The following is a 23,786-nucleotide window of genomic DNA, read 5'->3' on the forward strand; positions in this document are numbered from 1 at the left end:
ACTTCAACCGGATAACTCACTCTTGTCCCCATAGAAAAAACACCTCCATGTTTTATTTCGGATCACAACGATCCATTTTCAAACTTGAAGGTGTTTTTTATTTGTCTCATCTTATGGGGTCAGTCCCGAGATGCCTGTGCTTTTTTTATTTAACGGTTTTTCGAGGCTGATACGTTTTCAATGTCTTGAATGGCGTCGGCAATTTGCTCTTTGGAATAGTTTCCAATCAAGCAAAAGGTTTCGTCTGCACGTGCAGCATGGCTTGCCACTGTTTTTGCGGCTTCTTCCAGCTGAGCTGTGATGCCAAGCTCACGCATATTTCTAGGTAATCCGAGTGTTTCATAAAGCTCAAGTAATTCTTCTACTTCGCTCATTCGGTTTTCTGCGGCAAGCTGAACAAGAATGCCATAGGCCACTTTTTGACCATGTAATACGTGATGCGTTTCTTCAATAAATGTCAATCCGTTATGGATGGCGTGAGCTCCTGCCATTCTGCCGTAGCGTCCCCCGTACCCGCCGACCGTGCCGGCTAATGTAATAATGGTATCCGTTACATCCGCAAATGCTTGCGAGTGCTGCCCTGTTGTCAAGCTGTGGACGGCTTCTTCGCTATGGGAAAGAAGAATGTCTCTGACGTATACCGCCTGCTTTAGTGCAGCATGCACCATGAGCGGTAAGGAGTCTTTTGCATTTCGAATAATGGCTTCTGCTTCATACCATTTGGCCAGCGTATCTCCAATCCCACTTTGAAGGTAGGAAAGAGGAGAAGAAAGCAAAAATGTATGATCAATGAGCGTGAGGTAGCTGGACCGTTTATGATAATCGACTCTCATGAAATTCCCCTTGTCATCATAAATGACGCTAAGCGGTGTAGATGCAGCACATGTCCCTGGGATGGTTGGAACCATGATCACTTCAATTTGAAGAGCTTCTGCTACTGACTTGGCGGTGTCTAAAATCGTGCCGCCTCCAATCCCAATCATCACATCTGCCCCTTTCAGTTCTTCAACAATTCGTGTGACCGCATTTGGTGAACTGTATCCTTTGTGCTGAACAACAGGCCAATGAGGTGGAAGCTTTGTGTACTGTGAAAAAGCATGAAATGAATCATACCCCGTCAAGACAGCGGGAGACTGTAAGAATGGAGACACAAGTGAATCGAGTTCATGATAAATGCCTTTTTGAGAAATAAATTGGTTTGGACCGCTTCTGACGATATCTTCTGGCTGGATCATTGCGTTCTGCTCCTTTACAACATCATATTTCATAAATCATCTCATTTTACAGAAAGTTCTGTCAAATATGAGGAAAAAGACCCTTCCGTTTTATGGAATTGAGCCGCTGTCATTGCCTTTAGGTATGTATTTCCTGTATGATAAAGAACGGTATGTTTTGATTAAATTTAAGAGGTGTTTATATATATGGAAAAACAATATCGTGTCTTACTTTACTATCAATATGTCCCCATTGAGGACTCAGAGACGTTTACAGCAGAGCATCTAGCATTCTGTAAGGAGCTTGGTTTGTTAGGCCGTATCCTTGTGTCAGCAGAAGGCTTGAACGGAACTGTTTCTGGTACCATTGAGCAAACGGACAAGTACATGCAAGCGTTAAAAGAAGATCCGCGCTTTGCGTCTATGCCGATCAAAATTGACGAAGCAGACGGTCATGCGTTTAAAAAAATGCACGTCCGCCATCGAAATGAACTAGTGAATCTGAGCCTTGAAGATGACGTGAACCCGTTAGAATTAACAGGTAAACATCTCAGCCCAGTTGAATTTTACGAGCAAATGCAATCACCTGATACCGTTGTGATTGATGCACGTAATGATTACGAGTTTGATGTTGGCCACTTTAGAGGGGCAGTTCGTCCTGATATTGAGACATTCCGCGAATTACCGGAGTGGATTCGTGACAATAAAGAGATTCTTGAAGGGAAAAAAATCCTGACGTATTGCACAGGCGGCGTACGCTGTGAGAAATTCTCAGGCTGGTTAAAGCGTGAAGGCTTTGAAGATGTCTCTCAGCTTGACGGCGGAATTGTCACGTACGGAAAAGACCCAGAAGTTCAAGGAAAGCTATGGGATGGTCAATGCTATGTGTTTGATACCCGCTTAACAGTGCCAGTGAATCAAACAGAGCATGTAGTTGTCGGAAAAGATTTCTTCACCGGTGAGCCTTGCGAGCGTTATGTGAACTGTGCAAACCCTGCATGCAACCGCAAAATGATTGCAACAGAAGAGAGCGAGCATAAGTATATGCGCAGCTGCAGCCATGAATGCCGTACAAGTGAACGTAACCTTTATGTGAAACAGCACAATCTGTCTGAAGAAGAAGTGCAAGAAAGACTAGCTGTGATTGAAAAAGAACAAGCAATCTCACAAGGATAGAGGGACCCCCTTTATCCTTTTTTCTATACAGAAGAAAGAGGGATTCATTTCCTCTTTCTTTTTTTGTTTTGTTTTTTTCAAAATAAGGGTAAAGGTAGTTATTCAGTCTAATAGATTGAATCGTTGAAAAAGCGCTCTCTTTAGAAATAAGCATGTTCGACTATTTCAGAAAATAGAGAATTGAGAGATAATAAAACAGGCGAAAAAATGAACAAGGGTAAAGATTTAATTGAAGAAATATTTGTCAATTGAATGAAAAGTGAGCTGCAAGTAAGAAAGATGCTTACTTGGGCACATGCTTTGTAATTTAATCGAAAGGTGTTATGAACATGAATCATTTGCATCGTAGAATGGGAACTTTCGCTTTAATGATGGTAGGTCTTGGCTCAATCATTGGTTCAGGATGGCTTTTCGGTGCTTGGCGTGCCGCTCAAATTGCCGGACCTGCTGCTATTTTGTCCTGGTTGATTGGGATGGTCGTGATTTTATTTATCGCTTTGTCTTATAGTGAACTCGGATCGATGTTTCCAGAGGCAGGCGGAATGGTGAAATATACGCAATATTCACACGGCTCTTTTATCGGGTTTATTGCTGCTTGGGCAAACTGGATCGCTATTGTCTCCGTCATTCCTGTTGAGGCGGTGGCTTCTGTCCAGTATATGAGCTCATGGCCTTGGGAGTGGGCAAAGTGGACAAGCCATTTGGTCACAAAAGGGGTTTTGACGACAGAAGGGCTCATGGTCGCCAGTGTACTTCTTGTGATTTACTTTCTGCTCAATTATTGGACAGTTGGGTTATTTTCAAAAGCGAATACATTCATTACTGTGTTTAAAATTGTCATTCCAGGATTAACAATTGGTGCGCTCTTATTCGTAGGTTTTCATAGTGAGAATTTTACTTCTGGAACAAGTATTGCCCCTAACGGCTGGGCGAGTGTGCTGACAGCTGTTGCGACATCAGGGATTGTGTTTGCCTTCAATGGCTTCCAAAGCCCGATTAATATGGCTGGTGAGGCGAAAAATCCAGGCCGATCGATTCCGATCGCCATTGTTGGATCCATTTTGATTGCGACTGTAATTTATGTGCTTTTACAAATCGCCTTTGTCGGTGCTGTCAATCCGTCCATGATTGTGAATGGATGGGGCCATTTGAATTTTAACTCGCCTTTTGCTGACCTTGCCATTGCGCTTGGGATTAACTGGCTGGTTCTGATTTTATATGCAGATGCGTTTGTATCACCTTCTGGTACAGGGATTACGTATACGGCGACGACATCTCGTATGATTTATGGAATGGAAAAAAACAAATACATGCCAAGCGTGCTTGGCCGTCTGCACCCTATTTACGGTGTGCCTCGTCCAGCGATGTTTTTTAACTTAGCCGTATCGTTTATCTTTCTGTTTTTATTTAGAGGCTGGGGTGTACTTGCTGAAATCATTTCTGTTGCGACACTCATTTCTTATCTGACAGGTCCGGTGACCGTCATGACACTGAGAAAGACAGGGACAGATTTATATCGTCCGCTTCGAATAAAAGGACTCAGCATCATTGCTCCTCTCGGCTTTGTCTTTGCCTCATTGACGCTGTATTGGGCGAGGTGGCCGTTAACAGGTCAGGTGCTGTTCATTATTCTCATCGGTCTTCCGATCTATTTTTACTATCAAGCAAAAGCGAAGTGGAAAGGCTTCGGCCGCAACTTTAAGGCGGGTGCTTGGATGGTCGTGTACTTGCTTGTGATGATGACGATTTCCTGCCTTGGCAGTGACAAATTCGGCGGCTATAATGTCATTCATTATGGCTGGGATATGGCGCTCATTGCAGTGGTTGCCTTGCTGTTTTATATGTGGGCACTCAAAAGTGGATTTGAAACAGAATTTCTAAAGGATGCGAAAAAAATTAATGATGAGCTGCGTACTTCTCAGCAAGAAGCCGCATCATCCAAAGAATAAAGGAACGGCTGCCTGAATATCGCGGGCAGCCGTTTTATTTTGATAAATGATGCATCACGTGCTGCCTCAGCCAAGTGGTGACGCCACGCAAAACGGCTGCTGTGACAAATGAGATGAGCACATACTTCCAAAGCTGATTCATGCCTTGTCCACTAAGCCAAAACACGATTCCTAGAAAAACGAGTGTGAATAGAAGCATGAATAAAAATGATGCAGACCAGAAAAAAGCCTTCACTGAAGGTCACCTCCTCGGAGTATTGTATGCAGGCAATTGAATGATCAGACCAGCTATGAAGGGGTAGAATCATGATGAAATCTATTTCAAAAGTCAGATAAAAACACCAAGTGATTTGACAGTTGTGTTAAGATGAGAGCATATTTTGAGTGAAGATTGTGGGTCATAGACGGAGGTGTTTGGGGTTGCAGATACAAAAAGTTCTAAACAATAATGTCATTAGTGTGATAGATGAACAAGGAAAAGAAATCGTCGTCATGGGCAGAGGTATCGCGTTTCAACGACGGCCTGGAGACCCGGTAGACGAATCGTTAATCGATAAAGTCTTCCGCCTGGAGGATCACTCCGTTCATGAGCGGATGAAAATGCTGCTTCTGGAAGTTCCGTATGATGTGGTCAAGGTAACCGAAGAAATGATTCAATATGCACATACAAAGCTGAACCGAAGATTAAATGAAAGTCTGCATGTATCACTCGCAGACCATATTCATTACGCCATCGAACGATTGAAGAAAAATCACCTCATTGAGAATTCGCTTATTTGGGAGATTAAACGCTTATACAAAGATGAATTTCTTGTGGCAAAGGCCTGTCTTGAGATGATTGAAGAGCGCCTTCATATTGAACTGCCTGAGGATGAAGCAGGCTTTATTGCGATGCATATCATTAATGCAGAGCTCAATGAGGACATGAATACAACGGTCAATATCACAAAAGAAGTAAACGCCATTCTCACCATTGTGAAATATCATCTCAACATGGATTTTGATGAAGACTCACTCAACTATTACCGTTTTCTCACGCATTTGCGCTTTTTCGTCCAGCGTCTGATCAACGAAACACTGCTTGTCAGCGAAGATCAGGACTTGTATCAGCTGATCAAGGTGAAATATCCGAAGGCTTACGAATGTGCAAAGAAAATCGCAGAATATGTCTATCAAACCTATCACCGAGATCTCACATCAGAGGAGATGCTGTATCTATCCATTCATTTGAATCGATTGATCAAACGAGAAAAATAAAGGTAGATTTTAAAAGAAAGCGTTGACATGAGAAAAGCTGAGTGGTACTATTTGCTCATAAACATAAAAGAATACGGTTTCACAATGATCGTCTTAGAGGATTGTGACTGTTCGGCAGGCAAAACCTAAACGTTCACTGAAAAAGCGCAATGGCAAGTTGCGACTATTTTTGGTGCCCGTTTAGGTTTTTATTTTGCCCAAAAACGTATTTTTTTGAAAAAAAGGGGGTTTTTGTATGAGTTATCGTCAATTAGCAGAAGACATTATCAAACACATTGGCACAGAGAAAAACGTTCATTCACTGGTCCATTGTGCCACAAGACTTCGCTTCACATTACATGACCGATCAAAAGCAGACAAAGCAGCCATTGAAAAATTAAATGGTGTTGTAACCGTCATGGAAAGCGGCGGCCAATTTCAAGTAGTCATTGGCAATACCGTACCAGAGGTTTATCGAGAAATTGGGGAGTTTACGAATCTATTAGAGGATTCCACTTCTTCATCTGCAAAATCAGGTGGAGAGAGCACAAGCCTTTTCGGAAAATTCGTCGACATTGTCTCTGGTATTTTCACACCACTTCTCGGTGTCATGGCGGGTGCTGGTATTTTAAAAGGTCTATTAGGCATCTGTATCAATGCGAAATGGTTATCACCTGAAGATACGTCGTACCAAATTTTATTTGCTGCGTCTGACAGCTTGTTCTACTTCCTGCCATTACTGCTCGCATTCACTTCGGCGAGGAAGTTTAGAGCGAATCCATTTGTCGCTGTGACGATTGCTGGTGCACTCATTTACCCAACCATTCAAGAGTTGTCAAAAGGCGGCGGAGATGTGACTTTCTTCGGTATTCCGGTCGTCTTAATGTCTTATACATCGACGGTTATTCCAATCATTTTGGCAGTGTTTGTCATGGGGTATATCGAACGTTTCTTTAACAAAGTCATTCATGAAAGTGTCAAAAACTTTATTACACCACTGATTTTACTTGTCACGGTTGTTCCGCTGACACTCATTGTATTCGGCCCATTTGGTGTGTATGCAGGGAACGGCATTGCAGCTGTCTTGCTGAAAATATTCTCCTTTAGTCCTACACTTGCAGGTGCTTTAATTGCGATGGCATGGCAGGTTCTCGTGATCTTCGGTATCCACTGGGGTCTAGTGCCAGTGATTTTAAATAATATCGCCGTCCATGGAAAAGATCATATCAAGCCGGCTACTGCGCCAGCTGTATTCTCACAAGCCGGTGCCTCAATCGGTGTTATGCTGAAAACAAAGAATAAAAAACTGAAATCATTGGCTGGATCGACAGCGGTTTCTGCCGTGTTTGGGATTACAGAGCCAGCTGTATACGGGGTCACGCTTCGTTTGAAAAAACCATTTATTGCAGCCGTTCTCTCTGCCGGTGTCGGCGGTGCGATCATCGGTTATTCACAAAGTATTGCGATTGCGTCAGGGCTTCCAAGTTTACTGACACTTCCGATTTTCTATGGACAAGGGTTTACAGGCTTCATCATCGGAATCTCAGTCTCGTTTGTTCTATCCATCGTCCTGACTTATTTGATTGGATTTAAGGATCCAGTAGATGAAGATGACACGCCAGCACCGATTTCCGCACCAACAATGGAAAACGAACATGGGGTCAAAGCAGCTCATGTGAAGAGTCCTTTAAAAGGCGAGGTGATCAAGCTGGAGGAAGTGCAGGATAAGGCGTTCTCATCTGGTGCACTAGGAAAGGGTGCAGCCATCATTCCATCAGAAGGCAAGCTGTTTGCACCAGTATCAGGAGTCGTGACAACGGTGTTCCCAACAGGCCATGCGTACGGCCTCACCTCTGAAAGCGGAGCAGAAGTGCTCATTCACATTGGACTGGATACCGTCCAATTAGGCGGTCAGCATTTTGCCCCGAAGGTCGTACAGGGGCAAACCATCACAGAAGGTGAACTGCTTGCAGAATTTGATATTGAAGCCATCCAAGCTTCCGGCCTGTCCGTCACAACACCAGTGATTATTACCAATTCCGGTGAGTTTAGCGATATCATAGAAACAGAAGTAAAACAAATCACACCAGGACAATCATTTTTACATCTCGTTTAATCAAGAGGAGGAAGAAATTATGAGATATTCAACACTAGCACCATTTCCAAAGGACTTTTTCTGGGGCGGATCTACTTCCGCCTATCAAGTAGAAGGTGCGTGGAACGAGGATGGCAAGGGGCCTTCTGTCATTGATATGAGAGCAAGTTACCCTGAAGGGACAACGGATTTTAAAGTCGCAAGCGATCACTATCACCGCTATAAAGAGGATGTGAAGATGTTTGCAGAAATGGGTTTAAAGGCTTATCGCTTCTCTATTGCATGGACACGGATCATTCCAGATGGAGATGGGGAGATCAATCAAAAGGGGATTGAATTCTATCATTCTCTCATCGATGAATTGCGCCGCTATGACATTGAACCAATCGTGACAATGTATCATTTTGATCTGCCTCATGCGCTTCAAGTAAAAGGCGGTTGGTCAAATCGTGCGACAGTAGATGCGTTTGAACGTTATGCAGAGGTTCTCTTTAAGGAATATGGCCAGAAGGTAAACTATTGGCTGACCATTAATGAACAAAACATGATGATCTTACATGGATCGGCGCTCGGTACACTTGATCCAAATTTAGAAAATCCAAAAAAAGAACTGTATCAGCAGAACCACCATATGCTCGTAGCTCAGGCGAAAGCCATGACGCTTTGTCATCGTTTGCTGCCTGAAGCGAAAATTGGACCAGCACCAAATATTGCGCTCATTTATCCGGCATCTCCAAAGCCTGAGGATGTGCTTGCTGCGGCGAATTACAATGCGATCCGCAACTGGCTGTATCTTGATATGGCAGTCTTCGGCCGTTATAACAACCTTGCTTGGGCATACATGAAAGAAAAAGACATTCTTCCTGTTATTGAAGAGGGAGATATGGATATTTTGAAAAGTGCGAAGCCAGACTTCATTGCCTTTAACTACTACACATCTCAAACGGTTGAAGCGAGTAAAGGAGATGGCAACGATGAATTTGCACGCGGCGGAGATCAGCATTTAAAATCTGGTGAAGATGGCGTATACAAAGGCGGCAACAACCCGTTCTTAAGTAAAAATGCGTTTGGCTGGGAGATTGACCCTGTCGGCTTCCGTTCAACGATGCGCGAGATTTATGACCGTTATCAGCTGCCCCTTATTATCACGGAAAACGGATTGGGTGCTTTCGACAAATTAGAAGAAGATGGATCGATTCAAGATGATTATCGAATTGACTATTTAGAAAAGCATATCGAACAAATCAAATGGGCAATCACAGACGGCGTCGAGGTTTTCGGATACTGCCCATGGTCTGCAATCGATCTAATCAGCACACACCAAGGATGCTCCAAGCGCTACGGATTCATCTACGTCAACCGCGACGAATTTGACCTAAAAGACCTCAAACGAATTCGTAAAAAGAGCTCTTATTGGTACGAAACCTTGATTCAGCAAAATGGAGAGAACATCGGGGGGTAACAAATAAAAAAGCCAATCACCTTATGCGGGTGGCTGGCTTTTTTTCTTCATTCACTCTAATTAGCAAGATCATATTGTTCGAGTTGTTCTAAAATGATAGTCTAATTATATATTGTAAAATTTGGTTTAATATCCATTATAAGAGAGGGTCTGTTTATATGATGACGATTCTTTTTCTGTTTTTCTTATTGTTTTTCATTTTTTATGCTTTGAATTATATAGGTCAGAAATTAATTGCGAAGGAATACCCAATGAACCATGGTGTGATTGTGACTCTATCAGCTGTGGAAGGTATTCTTGTTTTTGTACTTGTTGGTGTTAATGAGAAGTTTCCATTTTTTTAGATCCAATCACATCTTGCTCTCTACTATTATTATACCGCGAATACAATCTCATTTACAGACTGTTTTCCGCCCAAATCAGGTCGTATACTGTTATACGCAAGTCAAAAACGATAAGGGGTGCGGCTGTATGAATGACAATGAGCAGGTTTTAGATCCTGGCCCATTTTTTCATGGGACGAAAGCAGAATTGAAGATTGGAGATCTGCTTGAACCGCTGTATTTATCCAATTTTCAGGATAAAAAATCAAACCATATCTATTTCACTGGAACATTAAATGCGGCCAAATGGGGTGCTGAGTTAGCAAGGTCTGATGCGAAAGAGAGAATATATCTTGTAGAACCGTTAGGCGAATTTGAAAATGATCCGAATTTGACTGACAAAAAATTTCCCGGCAATCCAACACGTTCTTATCGATCGAAATCCCCTTTGAAAATTGTCGCAGAATTAGGTTCATGGGAAAGACATTCTGATGAAGAAATTGAACATATGCTGAGCTCTTTGAAGAAATTAAGCGAAGAAGGGAAAAATGTCATATACGATTGATGATCCATATTCTAAATAACACGAAGGCCGCCTCATCAACAACTGGGCGGCCTTTGTTCTATTTTATTGAAACAATGCATCCATCAACTCATCAAATGTTTTTGCTTGCTTCAGGAAGTGAATGCGGTCTGGATTGTCCAGTAAATCGACGGCCTGTTCAAAGAATTGATTCATACAGACTGCGTCATCCTTATGAATGGCTAATAAAAAGACAAGTGATACTTGGTCTCCCTGCCAGTCAATTGGCTGTTTTAAGTGTGCGATGGCTACGCAGGATGTGCCTTCATTTGTGATGAGCGGGTGAGGCATAGCCATTCCTCTGCCAAGATAGGTAGACGACATTTGCTCCCGCTCAAGCACCGAGGACCGAAAAGAAGGCGATACTAGCTGATGCTTCTCTAAACGGCTGCATAGTGTGTCTAATACCTCCTCCTTGCTGGATAGGTCAGCATTCAATAAGGTCAATCGTTCTTGAAAAAATGCCATCAGCTCTTTAGAGGGAGTCCCATGTCCATTTAATAAATGAATGATCTCATTTACCCGCTGTACATCATGATGTTCAAAAAAAGCGCTGACCTGAATCACGGGTTTTCCCTTTGATGCGAGTGGGACGGTTGTAATGATGACATCACAGGGCAGGGTGGTGCTCATGAGATAATCCTGATAGGAATACAGCTCGACGATTTCCAGTTCGTGCTGAAAGGCTGCCTTCAATTTAATTTCAAGCAGTCTTGCCGTCCCTAGTCCAGACCCGCACACGATAATGGCTTTCTTTTTTTGCGAGGTATCGAGCTGACTTCTTTCAAATGAAGCAGCGATATGCAGAGCAACATATGCCGCCTCGTCTTCATTTGGCGTCCGTACCAGCTGTAAGGCATTCAGTCCGCTGACAGCCAAATCAAACGGGTAAGGATAGGACGCTTTGATCTCATGCAAAAGCGGATTTTGTAAGGATACGCCATATTGGATTCGATTTAATAATGGCTTCATATGAAGCATCAAGTCTTGCTGCAGGATGTTGTCATCTGCAAAGCGGTGGCCGCTTGTTTTCTCAATGTGCTGTAGAAAGACCGCAACCGCCTGCTGAACTTCCACTGTCGTCTGATGCTGAGCGGCTTCTTTCCACGTTTGATTCGCCAATAGATGCATCACTAAGTAATCTGTTTCATCCTCTGATAAGATGACGTGAAAGGTGTCACTTACCTGCTGTATGATCTTTTGGGCAATTCTCATTAAGACTTGCGATCTTTGTGTACGAGTGGTACTGGCGGATATCCGCTGGTTTTTTCGTGTCTGCTGAATCGCAATCGCTAAGTGAATGACTAAGTTTTTTAAGGCAATGTCTTTAATGAGCAATGACTCTTGATGCAGGTTCGTCAGGACAATAGATCGAATGGTTTCAAGAGAAATATCAGGAAAATGGAGCTGCTCCCGCTCGGTGATATGAGAAAGTGCAGGCTCTTCCTCAAGGAGTAAGTCTGCATAGCATGTTCTTTTTTGCAGCTCGTCTCCCTCAATCTTTAAGCCAAAACCAGGCTTTGACACAAGGGTCATGCCGTAACGGGCTAACAGCTCTCGTCCTTTTTTTAAATCACTGCTGACCGTCATGCGGCTGATAAACAGTTCTTCAGCCAGCTGGTCAATTTTTAAGTAATCCGGTTGAAGCAATAGCTTTCTCATCATAAATCGTACACGCTCTTCTGGCATGACGGGGACGAGAGAGCGGGCAGGAAGCTTCTGTTGATGAAGCCAAAGCAGGAAGGCGTCTTGGTCACTTGTTAATAGAGTGTATCCCTTTCCGCGGATCGTTTTAATCTTGGCTCCAGCTTCCTTTAATTGCTCATTTGCTTCTTTGATTAAATTGCGGATGGAGCGGTCAGATAAGCGAAAAGAGGCAGTGAGCTCCTCCAGCTTCACGAACCCCTTCGTTTCAAATAGCCGCTGAATCAGCTGATAGGTTCGAGGATCTGCCGTCATCATCATTGCGCGGCTCCTTGCGCCTGTAAGGCATCAGTACCAAGAGCGATTGCGCCCATTAAACCCGATAATCCATCAAAGGATGGCTTGGTGATAATTTCATTTAAAGGCTTTGGCAGCTGCAAATACCCGTGAAGCCGCTTTTCTGTTTCATCAAGAATGAGCGGCAGCATAGCGGGCTGTTTCATCACACCTCCGCCGAGAATGATGCGTTCAGGTGAAAGAGTGAGTAATAAATTGGCGGTCATCTGCCCGAGATAGTAGGCATGAAGTGACCAGGCAGGATGCTCCTCTGGCAGCATTTGCGCCAGTGTATGATAGCGTCCTTCTATGGCAGGTCCAGATGCCAGTCCCTCTAAACAGTCGTGATGTATTGGGCAGCAGCCTCCGTAGGAATCATGAGGATGCCGCTGAACGGTGATATGACCCATTTCTGGATGCAACAATCCGTGAATGAGGCGGTGTTCAATATAGGCACCGCCGCCTATTCCTGTTCCAACTGTGATGTAAACCAAAGAAGCAGGCTTTTGTGCTTCGACCGAAAAGCGGGCTTCTCCGAGTGCTGCACAGTTCACATCGGTATCAAGCTTCATCGGGAGCCCAAGGGCTTGTTTTAAGGTTAAGAGGAAAGGGAATTGGCGCCAGGCTGTTTTTGGTGTATCTAAAATCGTCCCATAGCTTGGGCTTTGTTCTTTTACATCGACAGGCCCGAATGCCCCAATGCCAATGGCATCGACAGGATGCTTTGTAAAGTAATCGATCACTTGCCGGCATGTTTCAATTGGGTTTCCTGTTGCAAAGGAAGTCATGTGTTCAATCGTTCCGTCTGTTGTTCCGTAGCCGCAGACAAATTTTGTTCCGCCTGCTTCAATGCCTCCAATTCGCATGATCAATGCCCTCCATTAAAGAGGGGCGGAATCCAAATGGACCCCGCCCCTACATGTTCATTTTTTCTTTACAATGTAGGTTTGTACCTGACAAGGTGTGAGCGGTTCAATGTGTAATGATCCATGTTGTGCTTTGAGTATATGTCCTTCAGGTGTTTCGCCTAAATTCGCTGTTTCTCCGTGTTGTAGAGATGAACTATTGATTGAAGCGGCTGTTTGACGCGTTAAATATGGATTGAAGAGACGGATGACAATGCCTGTTCCATGCTCTTCTTTTTTTAGAGCGCTTAGAATGGCTCCGTCTGTCTCAATGTCAAGCAGGCTATAAGTAGATTGTAAGTCTTCTTTTTCATCTCGGAAAGAGAAAATTAAACGACCGTTTAAAAAGTCTGCCCGTTCGTAGCATTGAACTGGGGTGGTATACCGCTTAGCAAGCTGCGCTAAGTGCCCCTCGCTGACAGCGTCCTTGCTATAGTGCATGCCAAATGAGAACGACAGTGCACCTTGCAGCTGAGCGTCAGGTGTCTCAACAATTTTTTCCCCAGATGCGCGGCCTGGACGGTAAAGAAGATTTTCTTTCCCCATTTTTCCGAAACAGCGGAAGAGCGTATACGCAATCGTTGTGTAGTCTTCTCCTGTGATCTGGTATTCTCTCACACAGTCGGTCAATAGAGCGACACCATATGCTTCATCACGAAGTGCAGTAAAGGATTGCATCGGTTCAATGGTGATCGGTTTTTCTTCCCAATGCTCATTGCTCCACCATTCAAGCTCTTGCGTGAGCTCTGTTGGGCGTTCGATGGTTCCAAACTGCTGATCGCTCAGTGATACCTTTGATGCGATGCCTGTATCAAAGAGGACACGCAGACGATGGTCTAACGCATGATTGTCGACATCGACATGAAAACGGATGACAGGCTCATCTTTGTTTAATGCCACCTTCGCTGTGATCGGGAGTGAAGTCGTGACCGATTGCTGAGAGCGCTCTTCTAAGTCATATGGGACAGTGAGAGTAAGCTGGATGGTGAGCTCTTCCTGCAGTCCGCTTTTAGACACTGTGAGGTCTGCTGAAGAAAGATCCTTGGATGACACATACAGATCTTCGCGCGGCGGGGAATAGTTGTAAGAATCTCCATCGTCTCCATTGTCTTCAAAGGTCATTTGCTCAGAGAATGTCCGGCCTGTTTGTTTATCTGTGATATCCAGCGATCCGTTGTCATTTGCCGCTATGCGGTAATACGTATTTTCAATCGCGCGTCCTTCTGTTTGTTCCCATGCAGATTCGCTTGATTCATCGAAAACCATGCTGACTTGTGTATAACCAACGGACGGTAAGCTGGCGGCTTCAATCAGCAGAATGGCTTTCCATACTTGTTTTGGCATGTACACATCTTTACTTGGGTTAAGAGAAATTTGCTGTGCCAGCACATAATCTGTGACATCGGTTTTGCTTTTCACTGTGTAGTGAAGCGTTCTTCCGTTTGCATCCTTTAGTGTAAATGGACGTTCCGTGATAAAGGTTTCGACCTCAATGACTTCAGAACGCTTTGAAGGCAGTGTATTAAATAACATGAATGTGATTTCTTGCTCAGTTTGCAGTCGAATAGCAATGAGACGCATGTGTAAGTCCACAAGATTCTCGGCGATTTCCTTTGCCTGCTTGTAGCGGAAGAAGACATCTTGATTCGTCGTGTCGCTATTGCAGCCGCCAATGCTGTCATGCGCTGCATTTTCAAACATGAGGTACCAAATATCACGAACCGTATCATGCGGATAGTCGTGTCCGAGTGAATAGCTAATCGTTAGGATGGGTTCCATCACATTGACGAGATAGTTTTCAATTTGATTGTTTAAGATTTTTAAATCAGCTCGTGTTGAAAAAATAGATTTGTGAATCCGCATATGCTTCGCATGAATGAGCTCTCCTTCTAATGTTTCAAAAGACGTCCGCTCTTTTTTTACTGCTGCAATGTAATCTTCTAAACTGCTGATTTGATAGTGGTGCTCGTTAAGTTCATTGGCTTTTTCCAATAAGTCAGGCAGGTTTTTGCGGATCGGTGCCTGGTCAAAGCCATTTGGGAAATAGACATTCTTTGTGGTTGCTTTTGCTTGCAGCGCACCAATTTTTTCAGATAAAAAGGCTTGTAAGTCCTCATCCTTTTCAGGAATATTTCCACCGTAGTAGTAGCCAAATGGCAGGTTCACAGCAAAGACCTCACTGCCGTCAGCACCTTGCCAATTGAATTCAGTGTGATTCGTCATATGGTCTGAAACACCGCGCCAAAAAGCTGTATCCACAATGCCGAATCCACGGTAAATTTGAGGCATTTGCGCGGATTGACCGAAGGAATCAGGGACATAGCCGACTTTCATCACATGACCGAACTGCTGACAGCGTTCAATCCCATATTGCAGGTTCCGTACAATCGATTCACCTGAAATGACGAGCTGGTCGGTTTGGGTATACCATGGGCCGATGATGAGACGTTTGGCTGTGACGAGCTTTTTGATTCTATTCTCATCCTCAGGGCGCCATTTCAAGTAATCATCCAATAAGGATGCCTGTGCATCGAGCATGAAGTAATGGAACCTTTCATCTGTTTCAAGGGTGTCTAAAATGTCCATTACGCTTTTCATTAAGTAGATACGGGATCGGGAGGTGGTGAAATACCATTCCCGGTCCCAGTGAGTATGTGGAATCACATGTACATTGACAGTCATTGATCAACGACACCTTTCTATGTTCAAATTATCCTTCTAGCACAAGGTCAAAATCGTCTTCTTCTTTCTGCTTCTGGTCATGTTCTGGCGTTTTTGGCTCTTTTTTCTCAGAGAAATTCACAAGCAGGTTGGCGCCAATACCGATGACGAGTGCGCCAGTAAGGGCTCCGATTAAATAGGCCCACCAGTTTCCGACTGAGAAGAAGCCGTATAGCCCGCCAATTGGCGGCATGATGTCATGAACACCTAATAATGCAGCGAACCCGCTTCCAGCAGCACACGCGACAACATTGAGCGGAATTAATTTCAAAGGATTGACAAGGGTAAAAGGAATCGCCCCTTCCGTAATACCGATAATGCCCATCACAAGCCCGCCTCGTCCGGCTTCTCTAAAGGTTGGAGAGAAGTTGCGTTTTCGAATCAATGTCGCAAGCCCGTATCCAAGCGGCGGAATGACAATCGCAATATTGACGAGGATGGCAGGGAGGTAGACGCCTGATAGGAAGAGTGCATTACCTGCCATCCAAGCGGATTTATTCACCGGTCCGCCAAGGTCGAAGCCAATCATCGCACCTAGAATCAGAGCGAGTGCAAGTGTGCTTGTGCCGTCAGCGACCATACCTTTGATCCATTCAATTAATGCCGTGTTCAAAGCGCCTAATGGTCCGCCCAGCAGAACGGACATGAGAAGCCCGGTTAAGCCAACGGTTATAAGCGGTAAGATGAGCAGAGGAACGAGTCCGGCTGCGGAGCCTTGAATTTGAATTTTTCGTTTCACAAAGAGAGCAACATATCCTGCGAAGAAGCCTGCAATGACGGCACCGATAAATCCAGCATTCGTTGAGCTGGCAAGGGCACCACCGATGAAGCCGGCCGCAAGACCTGATTTATCCGCAATCGAATAGGCGATAAATCCAGCGAGCAGGACGTTCATTAAGCCAATGCCTGTCCAGCCAACCTGCTCCATTAAATAGGCGCCGTGTAAAATGCCGCCAGCATCCTTATAGGCGTTTAAATCTGAAACACCAAATCCTAATCCGACTAGTTTTGCTAAACCAACGATAAGGGAGGCACCGATGATCACAGGAAGAATATAAGAAATACCGGTCATGAGATGGCCTTCAATGACTTTTAATTTTGCTTTCATTTTGCTTTGCTCCTTTCTATATGGCATTGCTCACGTTTATTGAGATTCAGATTTTTTCTTTTCAACAAGTGCTACGGCTTTTGTGATGATTTGCTCGGCATTTTTTAAGGCGCGTCCAATCTCGACACGTACTGTGGGAATGCCTGAGAAACGTTCCGCATCGTTGATATGCTGATTTGAGGCAATGATACAAAGGTCTGCCTGCTTTGCTTCCTCTGTTGTAATGCCATTTACCTGTCCCATAATCCCTTGCTGCTCGATTTTGATCTCGTGACCGAGCTGTTTACCCGCATTCTCTAATGCCTTTGCTGCCATTGGTGTATGAGCTAACCCTGCTGGACATGAAGTGACACCGACAATTTTCATTGTGTAATCCCCTCTTTCAATTGTTGTTCAATGACTTCGTAATAATAGTCAGCGGTTTGACCTGGTTGTATCTTATCGATGAAAGCCGGTTCCATGAGGCTTGTCGCAATCCCTGACAGTAATTTCAGGTGTGTGACATTTGCTTCTTCTAATGGAACGAGCAGTGTAAATAAATAGCTTGTGGGCAAATCGTCGAAGCTTCCCCATTCAATAGGTTGTTCTAACTCTAAAAATAGAAGTGAAGCCGTTTGTACAGCGGAGCTTTTTGTATGAGGAATGGCGAAGCCTTGCTGAAGTCCTGTTGAGACTTCGTCTTCGCGTGTCAACAAATCGGATAATAACCCCGCCTGATCGTTTGTAATCTGAAGGTCTTCAGCTTTCTTGGCAATGTATTGTAAAATCTCATTCTTTGATCGTCCGTTTACTTGTGTGAAAACATGATCTTTTTGGAACAAGCTGATCCCTTCTCTCTTGTTTGTTAAGCGCTTACAAGTTGATTGTAATGTACTTTTCGGCATGGTTAAATAGCATCATTTTCCGTTTGAAATGGCAAAAAGTTTATGAAGCTATTCGTTTTGCTGTCTGTATATCTCAAATCCTAGCTTAAAACGAGTTTAATTATGTAAAAAACAGATTCTACTAAATGCATTTCTGTGATATTCTTCCAAGGTATTACAAAAGATAAGGGGGTCTTTTCATGTTCAAAAAGCAGGTCAAACCCTGTGTGGTCGTACTCATGGCCATCATTCTCTGTATGGCGGCATTACCTGGATACGAGGCAGCAGCTGCCAGTAAAGGAACAACTGTCAATGAAGCCATTGGGTTAAAAAATGGTGAAGTGATTTCAGGTACATTACAGAATGAAAAAGAAGAGTCATGGTACCAAATCACGCCATCTGCACAAGAGGTGGCAAAACATACGCATATGAAAATTTCTGTAAAAAGTAAACAGGTGTTGTCCGTATCGGTCTATCCAAGCAAGGACAGAGCGATGAAGGATGACACTTATTCCAGATATCGTGTGGACACTGCAAGTGGAGAGACAGAGATCGACTTCCCGCATGCATGGTCAGGTCCTTATTTTGTCAAAGTGCTCTATTTAGGGTCGGAGGAAGACAGCCGTGATGAGGAAGAGGATGCGGCCTATACAATTGGGTATAAAGGAGCTAACCTTCCGCCTTCCGAACCCGTTTTCCCTGAAGACGATGAGCCTGACATCATTATTATTGAGAAAAAGTACGGGCGCGAAATTCTCCAATCGATGCGTACAATTGAAGATAAACGTTTTAATGAAACACCAAATGGTCAGAAGCTGAGTCGCCTGCTCCAAAAGACAAAGCCATTTCTCAAATCGAAGCTCATCAAACAAAAAAATGAGCAGCAAAAGGTATACAATCATCTGCTTACATTAAAGACACTGCTAAATGACGTAGAGAAAAATGGTGCATTTAGCGGTCATATCGTGACAGAGAAAGAACAACAGGCGATCCGTTCTCTTTTTGATATGCTCAAAGGAGCAAGTCCTGCCTATTTAAAGAAGGAATTAGAAGCAGTGAGTCAAAATATTGGAATCGATCAGTTTGAAGGAAAATCGATCGGTTATGTATTAGAGAAGCAAAAGCTTGTAAAAGAAGAGAAAGTGAAGACGAATAAGATCATTTTTAAACTAAAGGATGGCCAAACGCTTCAATCTGCGAAAAAGAAGATGAAAAGCTATGGAATCCAAGAAAACCGCGTGACATCGCAGTCAGTAAGTCCTTTGTTTAAAGGAATGTATGTCTATGATGTACCAGCAGGGCAAGAATCAGCTGGGAAGACACTAAAAGCAGGCAAAGCTGTGATCAAAAGCACTGCAAGAAAGCTGTCCAGTATGCCGAATGTTGAATTTGCGGAGCCTGTTCAAACTTATCGTGCACTTAGCAATGACGTGCAGTATGGTTACCAGTGGCCGCTAAAAAACAGTGCGCAAAACAGCGGGAAAAAAGGCGCTGATGTGAAGTTTGAACAAATGAATACACTGATTGGCACAAGCAAAATGAAGCAAACATTAATTGCTGTTGTGGATACAGGTGTAGACAGTCGTTTGACTGATTTAAGCGGGACTGTTCGTACGGACTTAGGTGCGAATCTCATTGGACGAAACAAAGATGCGATTGATGACAATGGACACGGTACGCATGTTGCCGGCATCATTGCCGCAAAAGCCGATAATCATTACTCCATGGCAGGCCTCAATCAACATACGGGCATCATTCCAGTGAAGGTGCTGGATGCCTATGGCTTTGGAGATACAGAGCATATTGCACTTGGAATCAAGCATGCAGTAGATAAAGGCGCAAAGGTCATCAACATGAGCCTTGGCGGCTACTACAGCCGGGTGATTGAATATGCAATGAACTACGCGGCTCAAAGAAATGTACTAGTGGTCGTCGCGAGTGGAAATGATGGCATTCCAGAAATGGGCTATCCTGCGACATCAAAGTACGCAATGGCCATTGGTGCAAGCAACCGTATGGATATTGCCGCTGAATTCTCAAGCTATGGTAAAGGACTGAGCATGTCTGCACCAGGATCTGATATTCCAAGCTTAATGCCAGATGGGAATGTCTCATATCTGAGCGGGACATCAATGGCGACACCATATGTGGCAGCAGCAGCAGGATTACTGCTTTCTAAAAATCCATCCTTGAAGCCAAATCAAGTAAGGAATATCTTGCAAAGCACAGCAGATAAGATCTCCTTTACATCTGTTGATGGAAAAGATGACGTTTTCTATGATGAAAACGATGAGCCAATTGTCGATCCGAAAATTCCAGGTATTGATTGGATGACAGGACATGGCAGACTGAATGCATTTGCTGCTTTAAGTGCTGTCGAACTGAATGCATCTGTGAGCAAAGTGGAGGATCAACATCAAAAGGTGACAGGTAAAGCAAAGGCAGGCGCTGCTATTTCTGTGTATAGAGGCAAAACCCTGCTTGGAAAAGGCACAGCAGGGAAAAATGGAACTTTTAGTGTGAAGATCAAGCATCAGAACAAAAACAAAGTCCTTCACATTAAGATTTCAAAAGGAAAGGCCGCTACAACGCTCAAAACAGTCGTCAAAAAAGGCAAAGCACCAGCTAAGCCGAAAGTGGGCAAAGTAACGGTCAAAAGTAAAACGGTCAAAGGGACTGCGGGTGCAGGATTGACCATTAAAGTGAAAAACAAATCAAAGAAAGTCATCAAAACGGTGAAAACGAATAACAAGGGCGCATTTACTGCCCAAATAAAACCGCAAAAAGCCAAAACAGTCTTGTATGTGACCGCTTCTGATGTGAGAAAAAGAGAAAGCAAAGCGGTGAAGGTTGTTGTTGTGAAAAAGTAAGAGAAGAACTTCCCTTTCTAAAAAAAGGGAAGTTTCAACGTGTAGACAAACCCTCGCATTCGCCCGCAGGGCTGTGCTCCGGTGCTCACGAATGTCAAATTCGCTCCGCTCCGGTGCTCGCCCTTCCTAGACTGCAAAGGTTTTCTATCACGCTGAAAAGAAGACAAAGGGCTAAAATAAAGATCATTTTAGCCCTTTGTCAACAATCTGGAACTTCCCTTTCTAAAAAGGGGAAGTTCTTTTGTTTGTTACTGGAAAAATACCAATTAATGTCGAAAGTAATATAGTAGGAAAAAAAGGAGGATTTATCGATGAAAAAATGATGTTTGCTTTCTTTCTATCATTGCTTCTCGTATTCCCAACCTTTGCACATGCAGAGGAAACAGGAGCAGTACCAGCATCTGTACAAGTAACTAGTGTCACAGCAGCAGATAGTGGAATGGTGAATTACGGCTCTGGCAGTAAATATCGAGTGGGCTCTTATTATCCAGCTACGTTTAAAGGAACACTAAAAGATGCAAGCGGAAACCTCATGCCCAATCAGCCGATCCAGCTTTATTTTGAAGCAGCAATCAAATCATATGCTCAAACTGCGACAGGCACAACAGGCGTAAATGGACAATTTTCACTAACGATTCAAGTTCCTTCAGGTGCAGGCTGCCGTACACACAATAATGCAGGCTGGTCGACACATTACTACGATATTGTTCCGGCGACGTTCACTTCAAACGACATCAAGCTATCTTCAAATGTCACAAGTGTGTACCATTTGGCATATACATTACGTAACTAATTTGCTGAGGGAGACGACTTGGCTGGAGCTTGTCGTTTTTTCATAGAAAAAAGGATGTCTCATTTGACATCCTTTTCTTTTTGTTAGCAAACCTGCTGGGCGGCAACCGAAAGAGTCGATAAACAAACACTCATCAGCCGTTACTCCCAGATTCGATCGAGCGTTTAACTTTTAATCCTGAGCTTTGATGGATAAGAACTTTCACACTTGAACGTTGATCCTTGAACATTCAGCTTTGAGCTTTTATCAAGGATCATCCAAAGATGATCAGATGAGGAGGGAATGACCTTTCCCTCGGAGGTGTTTAGTTCTATCGATTTTCGGCTCACTAACAAAATCAATTAATCGATCTGTATTTTCGTCAGTGTATTGCTTTCAGACAAGGAAAAATCAACTTCCATTTGAAAATCCTCAATTTCGTTCGAAAGCTTTTCAATCTTCACTCGAAGACGAAGCGGGTCGATGATCGTTGCCTCATTTTCAGCGAGGAACGACTTGACGATCTCTTGGTTGGCAGCCGCTTGTGTTTTTCCGTCTTTCCCAAACAAGGTTTCTAAATGCTGGTCGAGCCTCTTTTTCACATCTTCATTGGTTTGTTCTGCTTTGTCTACTAGTTCTGTGTACACCTTTTTCAATTTCCGTAAATAACGAATATCGTATTCGATCGACGTCTTCCGTTCAATCGCTTCTGCCACCGTCATGCTGACACCCGCTACATCAATTGTTGTGGTCGCATTCGACACAACAATGGCTGATTTGATGGCATTCCGGCGTTTGATTAATGCTTGAATCGATTGGTCATCAGCCTTCGCCTTTTTTTCGATTTCTTCTTGATCTTGAAACCCGTGCTGTATATGTTTCCCGATCATCAATCCACCAAGTACGGCTTCATCAACGGTTCGGTTGATTCTCTTATCTAACATTTTCAGTTCACTTAATGCTCTTGTAATGGTCATTTCCATATTAGCGACAACTCCCTTGGTTCATCCTGAAAATCATAGATTCCTATCATATACCAAAGTGTGCTTCTGTTGCTAGCGATATCCTTTTTTGTCAAGTTGTTTATACTTTTAAAAAACCTGGTGCTATACACCAGGTTCTTCTCGTTTTTTCTGAATCCAAGCTGTCACATAATAGGCAGCATAGCAGAGCGCGATGAAAGGAATGCCGCAGATGAGGGCAATCCGCTGATTTGGATCAAAGGCAATACCGATGACAGATGCAAAACACAGGAGGAAGGCAGCAATTGGAACCACTGGATAGAGCGGGGTTCGAAAGGAAAGATCATGGAGCTGTCCGCCCTCCTGTAAAAAACTTTTCCGAAACATAAACTGTGAGGCAGCAATCCCCATCCACACGATTACAACGGCCAGTCCAGAGATCGAAACAAGGACAAGGTATACCGTTTCGGGTGCGATGACACTTGATAACAAAGAAAGAATACCGCCGATCATACTTAAAATCAGTGCATTCAAAGGAATTCCTTTTGATGTCAGCTTCGCTAGTTTCTTAGGCAGTGTCCGTTCCTCAGAAAGAGACCAGAGCATACGGGATGACGCGTATAGTCCTGAGTTTGCGGCAGATAAGATCGCCGTCAAAATGACAAAATTCATGAAATCTGCGGCATACGGAATCCCGATTCGATCAAACACCACAACAAATGGACTTTTGATCACCCCGGCTTCTTCCACTGGGATCAAGCCGGCTAAGACCACGATCGTTCCAACGAAAAACAGGACAAGACGCAGTACGGTTGTGCGAATCGCTCTTGGAATGGTCTCGTCAGGATTGACGCTTTCACCCGCAGCAATTCCAATTAACTCCGTACCTGAAAAAGCAAAATTGACGGCAAGCATCGTCATTAAAATTGGTAAAAAGCCGTTAGGGAAAAGTCCTCCTTCTCCAGTGAAGTTAGAAAAGAATGGAGCGGCCTCACCGCCCTTTAATGGAATCAAGCCAAACATCGCAGCTCCGCCAAGGATAATAAAGAGAATAATAGCCATTACTTTAATGCTGGAAAACCAAAATTCCGATTCTGCAAAGAACTTAACTGTAAAAGCATTGAGTAAAAAGATGAGAAGAGCAAAAACGCCACTCCACATCCAAACCGATGTGTCTGGGAACCAGCGCTGCATTAAAAGGCCTGCCGCTGTAAATTCCGAACCGAGTGCCACTGTCCATGTCAGCCAGTAGAGCCAAGCGACTGTATAGCCTGTGCCGGGTCCAATGTATTTTGTTGCATACGTATGAAAGGCTCCTGTAACCGGCATTGCGACAGACAGCTCGCCTAAACAGAGCATCACGAGGTACACAATTAATGCCCCGACAAGATAGGCAAGAATCGTTCCTGCGGGTCCTGCCTGATTGATAGTATACCCAGAGCTTAAAAAGAGCCCTGTTCCAATAACGCCGCCTAGAGAAAGCATGAACAGGTGGCGGCTCGTCATTTTTCGTTGATATTGTTGTGACTGATCTTTTGCTTGTTCCATGTCTTCCCGCCCTTTTGCT

At 43.9% G+C, this 23,786-nt stretch carries 18 protein-coding genes; 8 read left to right on the forward strand and 10 right to left on the reverse strand.

The genetic code is table 11. The features are described from left to right. Positions 1-149 precede the first annotated feature (149 nt). Positions 150-1,232, reverse strand: coding sequence for an iron-containing alcohol dehydrogenase family protein (locus tag C6Y02_RS18810; protein ID WP_106031969.1), 1,083 nt, complete (start codon positions 1,230-1,232; stop codon positions 150-152). Between the two features lie 189 nt (positions 1,233-1,421). Between C6Y02_RS18810 and trhO the strand changes: the two genes are divergently transcribed. Both trhO and aimA read left to right on the forward strand, forming a co-directional pair. After that, positions 1,422-2,390, forward strand: a complete 969-nt coding sequence (gene trhO, locus C6Y02_RS18815) for an oxygen-dependent tRNA uridine(34) hydroxylase TrhO (protein WP_106031951.1) — start codon at positions 1,422-1,424, stop codon at positions 2,388-2,390. 329 nt (positions 2,391-2,719) lie between these two features. Continuing rightward, positions 2,720-4,339 (forward strand): glutamate/serine transporter AimA, encoded by a 1,620-nt coding sequence (aimA, locus tag C6Y02_RS18820; RefSeq protein WP_106031952.1) that lies wholly within the window; start codon positions 2,720-2,722, stop codon positions 4,337-4,339. A gap of 34 nt (positions 4,340-4,373) precedes the next feature. Here the strand turns inward: aimA and C6Y02_RS18825 are convergent, their stop codons facing one another. Beyond that, positions 4,374-4,574 carry a hypothetical protein gene (locus C6Y02_RS18825; protein WP_106031953.1) on the reverse strand — a complete coding sequence of 67 codons (201 nt, stop codon included), beginning with the start codon at positions 4,572-4,574 and terminating at the stop codon, positions 4,374-4,376. Positions 4,575-4,759: 185 nt separating this feature from the next. On the opposite strand from C6Y02_RS18825, the gene licT reads away from it, so the two are divergent. The 4 genes from licT to arr all read left to right on the forward strand — a co-directional run bounded on the left by licT (position 4,760) and on the right by arr (position 10,020). After that, positions 4,760-5,596: a BglG family transcription antiterminator LicT gene (gene licT / locus C6Y02_RS18830; RefSeq protein ID WP_106031954.1), complete on the forward strand. Its 837-nt coding sequence runs from the start codon at positions 4,760-4,762 to the stop codon at positions 5,594-5,596. Positions 5,597-5,831: 235 nt separating this feature from the next. Then, positions 5,832-7,691 carry a beta-glucoside-specific PTS transporter subunit IIABC gene (locus C6Y02_RS18835; RefSeq protein WP_106031955.1) on the forward strand — a complete coding sequence of 620 codons (1,860 nt, stop codon included), beginning with the start codon at positions 5,832-5,834 and terminating at the stop codon, positions 7,689-7,691. Between the two features lie 19 nt (positions 7,692-7,710). Continuing rightward, a complete protein-coding gene (locus tag C6Y02_RS18840) occupies positions 7,711-9,132 on the forward strand; it encodes a glycoside hydrolase family 1 protein (RefSeq protein WP_106031956.1) in 1,422 nt (473 codons plus the stop codon). Between the two features lie 471 nt (positions 9,133-9,603). Then, complete coding sequence (arr, locus tag C6Y02_RS18850) at positions 9,604-10,020, forward strand: NAD(+)--rifampin ADP-ribosyltransferase (RefSeq protein WP_034664337.1); 417 nt, start codon at positions 9,604-9,606, stop codon at positions 10,018-10,020. Between the two features lie 63 nt (positions 10,021-10,083). Here arr and C6Y02_RS18855 read toward each other — a convergent pair whose 3' ends face one another. From C6Y02_RS18855 to C6Y02_RS18880, 6 genes are read right to left on the reverse strand one after another with little or no spacing between them, the layout of a single operon-like run. Next, positions 10,084-12,003, reverse strand: a complete 1,920-nt coding sequence (locus C6Y02_RS18855; RefSeq protein WP_060595444.1) for a BglG family transcription antiterminator — start codon at positions 12,001-12,003, stop codon at positions 10,084-10,086. Further along, positions 12,000-12,884: an ROK family protein gene (locus C6Y02_RS18860; RefSeq protein ID WP_060595445.1), complete on the reverse strand. Its 885-nt coding sequence runs from the start codon at positions 12,882-12,884 to the stop codon at positions 12,000-12,002. Before C6Y02_RS18860 ends, C6Y02_RS18855 begins: the two co-directional genes overlap by 4 nt. A gap of 57 nt (positions 12,885-12,941) precedes the next feature. Beyond that, positions 12,942-15,605 carry a mannosylglycerate hydrolase gene (mngB, locus tag C6Y02_RS18865; protein WP_106031957.1) on the reverse strand — a complete coding sequence of 888 codons (2,664 nt, stop codon included), beginning with the start codon at positions 15,603-15,605 and terminating at the stop codon, positions 12,942-12,944. 28 nt (positions 15,606-15,633) lie between these two features. Continuing rightward, a complete protein-coding gene (locus tag C6Y02_RS18870) occupies positions 15,634-16,752 on the reverse strand; it encodes a PTS fructose transporter subunit IIC (RefSeq protein WP_106031958.1) in 1,119 nt (372 codons plus the stop codon). A gap of 36 nt (positions 16,753-16,788) precedes the next feature. Then, positions 16,789-17,118 carry a PTS fructose transporter subunit IIB gene (locus C6Y02_RS18875; RefSeq protein ID WP_034664321.1) on the reverse strand — a complete coding sequence of 110 codons (330 nt, stop codon included), beginning with the start codon at positions 17,116-17,118 and terminating at the stop codon, positions 16,789-16,791. Next, the gene (locus C6Y02_RS18880) at positions 17,115-17,636 is read right to left on the reverse strand and encodes a PTS sugar transporter subunit IIA (protein ID WP_223249950.1); all 522 of its coding nucleotides are present in this window, start codon (positions 17,634-17,636) and stop codon (positions 17,115-17,117) included. Before C6Y02_RS18880 ends, C6Y02_RS18875 begins: the two co-directional genes overlap by 4 nt. 179 nt (positions 17,637-17,815) lie before the next feature. Between C6Y02_RS18880 and C6Y02_RS18885 the strand changes: the two genes are divergently transcribed. Both C6Y02_RS18885 and C6Y02_RS18890 read left to right on the forward strand, forming a co-directional pair. Continuing rightward, positions 17,816-20,485 carry a S8 family peptidase gene (locus C6Y02_RS18885; protein WP_106031960.1) on the forward strand — a complete coding sequence of 890 codons (2,670 nt, stop codon included), beginning with the start codon at positions 17,816-17,818 and terminating at the stop codon, positions 20,483-20,485. 241 nt (positions 20,486-20,726) lie between these two features. Then, the gene (locus C6Y02_RS18890) at positions 20,727-21,278 is read left to right on the forward strand and encodes a hypothetical protein (RefSeq protein ID WP_223256626.1); all 552 of its coding nucleotides are present in this window, start codon (positions 20,727-20,729) and stop codon (positions 21,276-21,278) included. A gap of 341 nt (positions 21,279-21,619) precedes the next feature. Here C6Y02_RS18890 and C6Y02_RS18895 read toward each other — a convergent pair whose 3' ends face one another. Beyond that, positions 21,620-22,240 (reverse strand): hypothetical protein, encoded by a 621-nt coding sequence (locus C6Y02_RS18895; RefSeq protein ID WP_106031961.1) that lies wholly within the window; start codon positions 22,238-22,240, stop codon positions 21,620-21,622. Between the two features lie 123 nt (positions 22,241-22,363). After that, positions 22,364-23,767 carry an S-methylmethionine permease gene (gene mmuP / locus C6Y02_RS18900; RefSeq protein WP_106031962.1) on the reverse strand — a complete coding sequence of 468 codons (1,404 nt, stop codon included), beginning with the start codon at positions 23,765-23,767 and terminating at the stop codon, positions 22,364-22,366. Positions 23,768-23,786: the final 19 nt, after the last annotated feature.

The sequence above is a fragment of the Bacillus sp. NMCC4 genome (assembly GCF_002998555.1).
Classification (GTDB): Bacteria; Bacillota; Bacilli; order Bacillales; family Bacillaceae; genus Bacillus.

Coding starts and splice junctions, on each gene's coding strand:
- trhO (WP_106031951.1), top strand. CDS start 1,422: ATGGAAAAACAATATCGTGTCTTACTTTACTATCAATATGTCCCCATT.
- aimA (WP_106031952.1), top strand. CDS start 2,720: ATGAATCATTTGCATCGTAGAATGGGAACTTTCGCTTTAATGATGGTA.
- C6Y02_RS18835 (WP_106031955.1), top strand. CDS start 5,832: ATGAGTTATCGTCAATTAGCAGAAGACATTATCAAACACATTGGCACA.
- C6Y02_RS18840 (WP_106031956.1), top strand. CDS start 7,711: ATGAGATATTCAACACTAGCACCATTTCCAAAGGACTTTTTCTGGGGC.
- arr (WP_034664337.1), top strand. CDS start 9,604: ATGAATGACAATGAGCAGGTTTTAGATCCTGGCCCATTTTTTCATGGG.
- C6Y02_RS18855 (WP_060595444.1), bottom strand. CDS start 12,003: ATGATGATGACGGCAGATCCTCGAACCTATCAGCTGATTCAGCGGCTA.
- C6Y02_RS18860 (WP_060595445.1), bottom strand. CDS start 12,884: ATGCGAATTGGAGGCATTGAAGCAGGCGGAACAAAATTTGTCTGCGGC.
- mngB (WP_106031957.1), bottom strand. CDS start 15,605: ATGACTGTCAATGTACATGTGATTCCACATACTCACTGGGACCGGGAA.
- C6Y02_RS18870 (WP_106031958.1), bottom strand. CDS start 16,752: ATGAAAGCAAAATTAAAAGTCATTGAAGGCCATCTCATGACCGGTATT.
- C6Y02_RS18875 (WP_034664321.1), bottom strand. CDS start 17,118: ATGAAAATTGTCGGTGTCACTTCATGTCCAGCAGGGTTAGCTCATACA.
- C6Y02_RS18880 (WP_223249950.1), bottom strand. CDS start 17,636: ATGCCGAAAAGTACATTACAATCAACTTGTAAGCGCTTAACAAACAAG.
- C6Y02_RS18885 (WP_106031960.1), top strand. CDS start 17,816: ATGTTCAAAAAGCAGGTCAAACCCTGTGTGGTCGTACTCATGGCCATC.
- C6Y02_RS18895 (WP_106031961.1), bottom strand. CDS start 22,240: ATGGAAATGACCATTACAAGAGCATTAAGTGAACTGAAAATGTTAGAT.
- mmuP (WP_106031962.1), bottom strand. CDS start 23,767: ATGGAACAAGCAAAAGATCAGTCACAACAATATCAACGAAAAATGACG.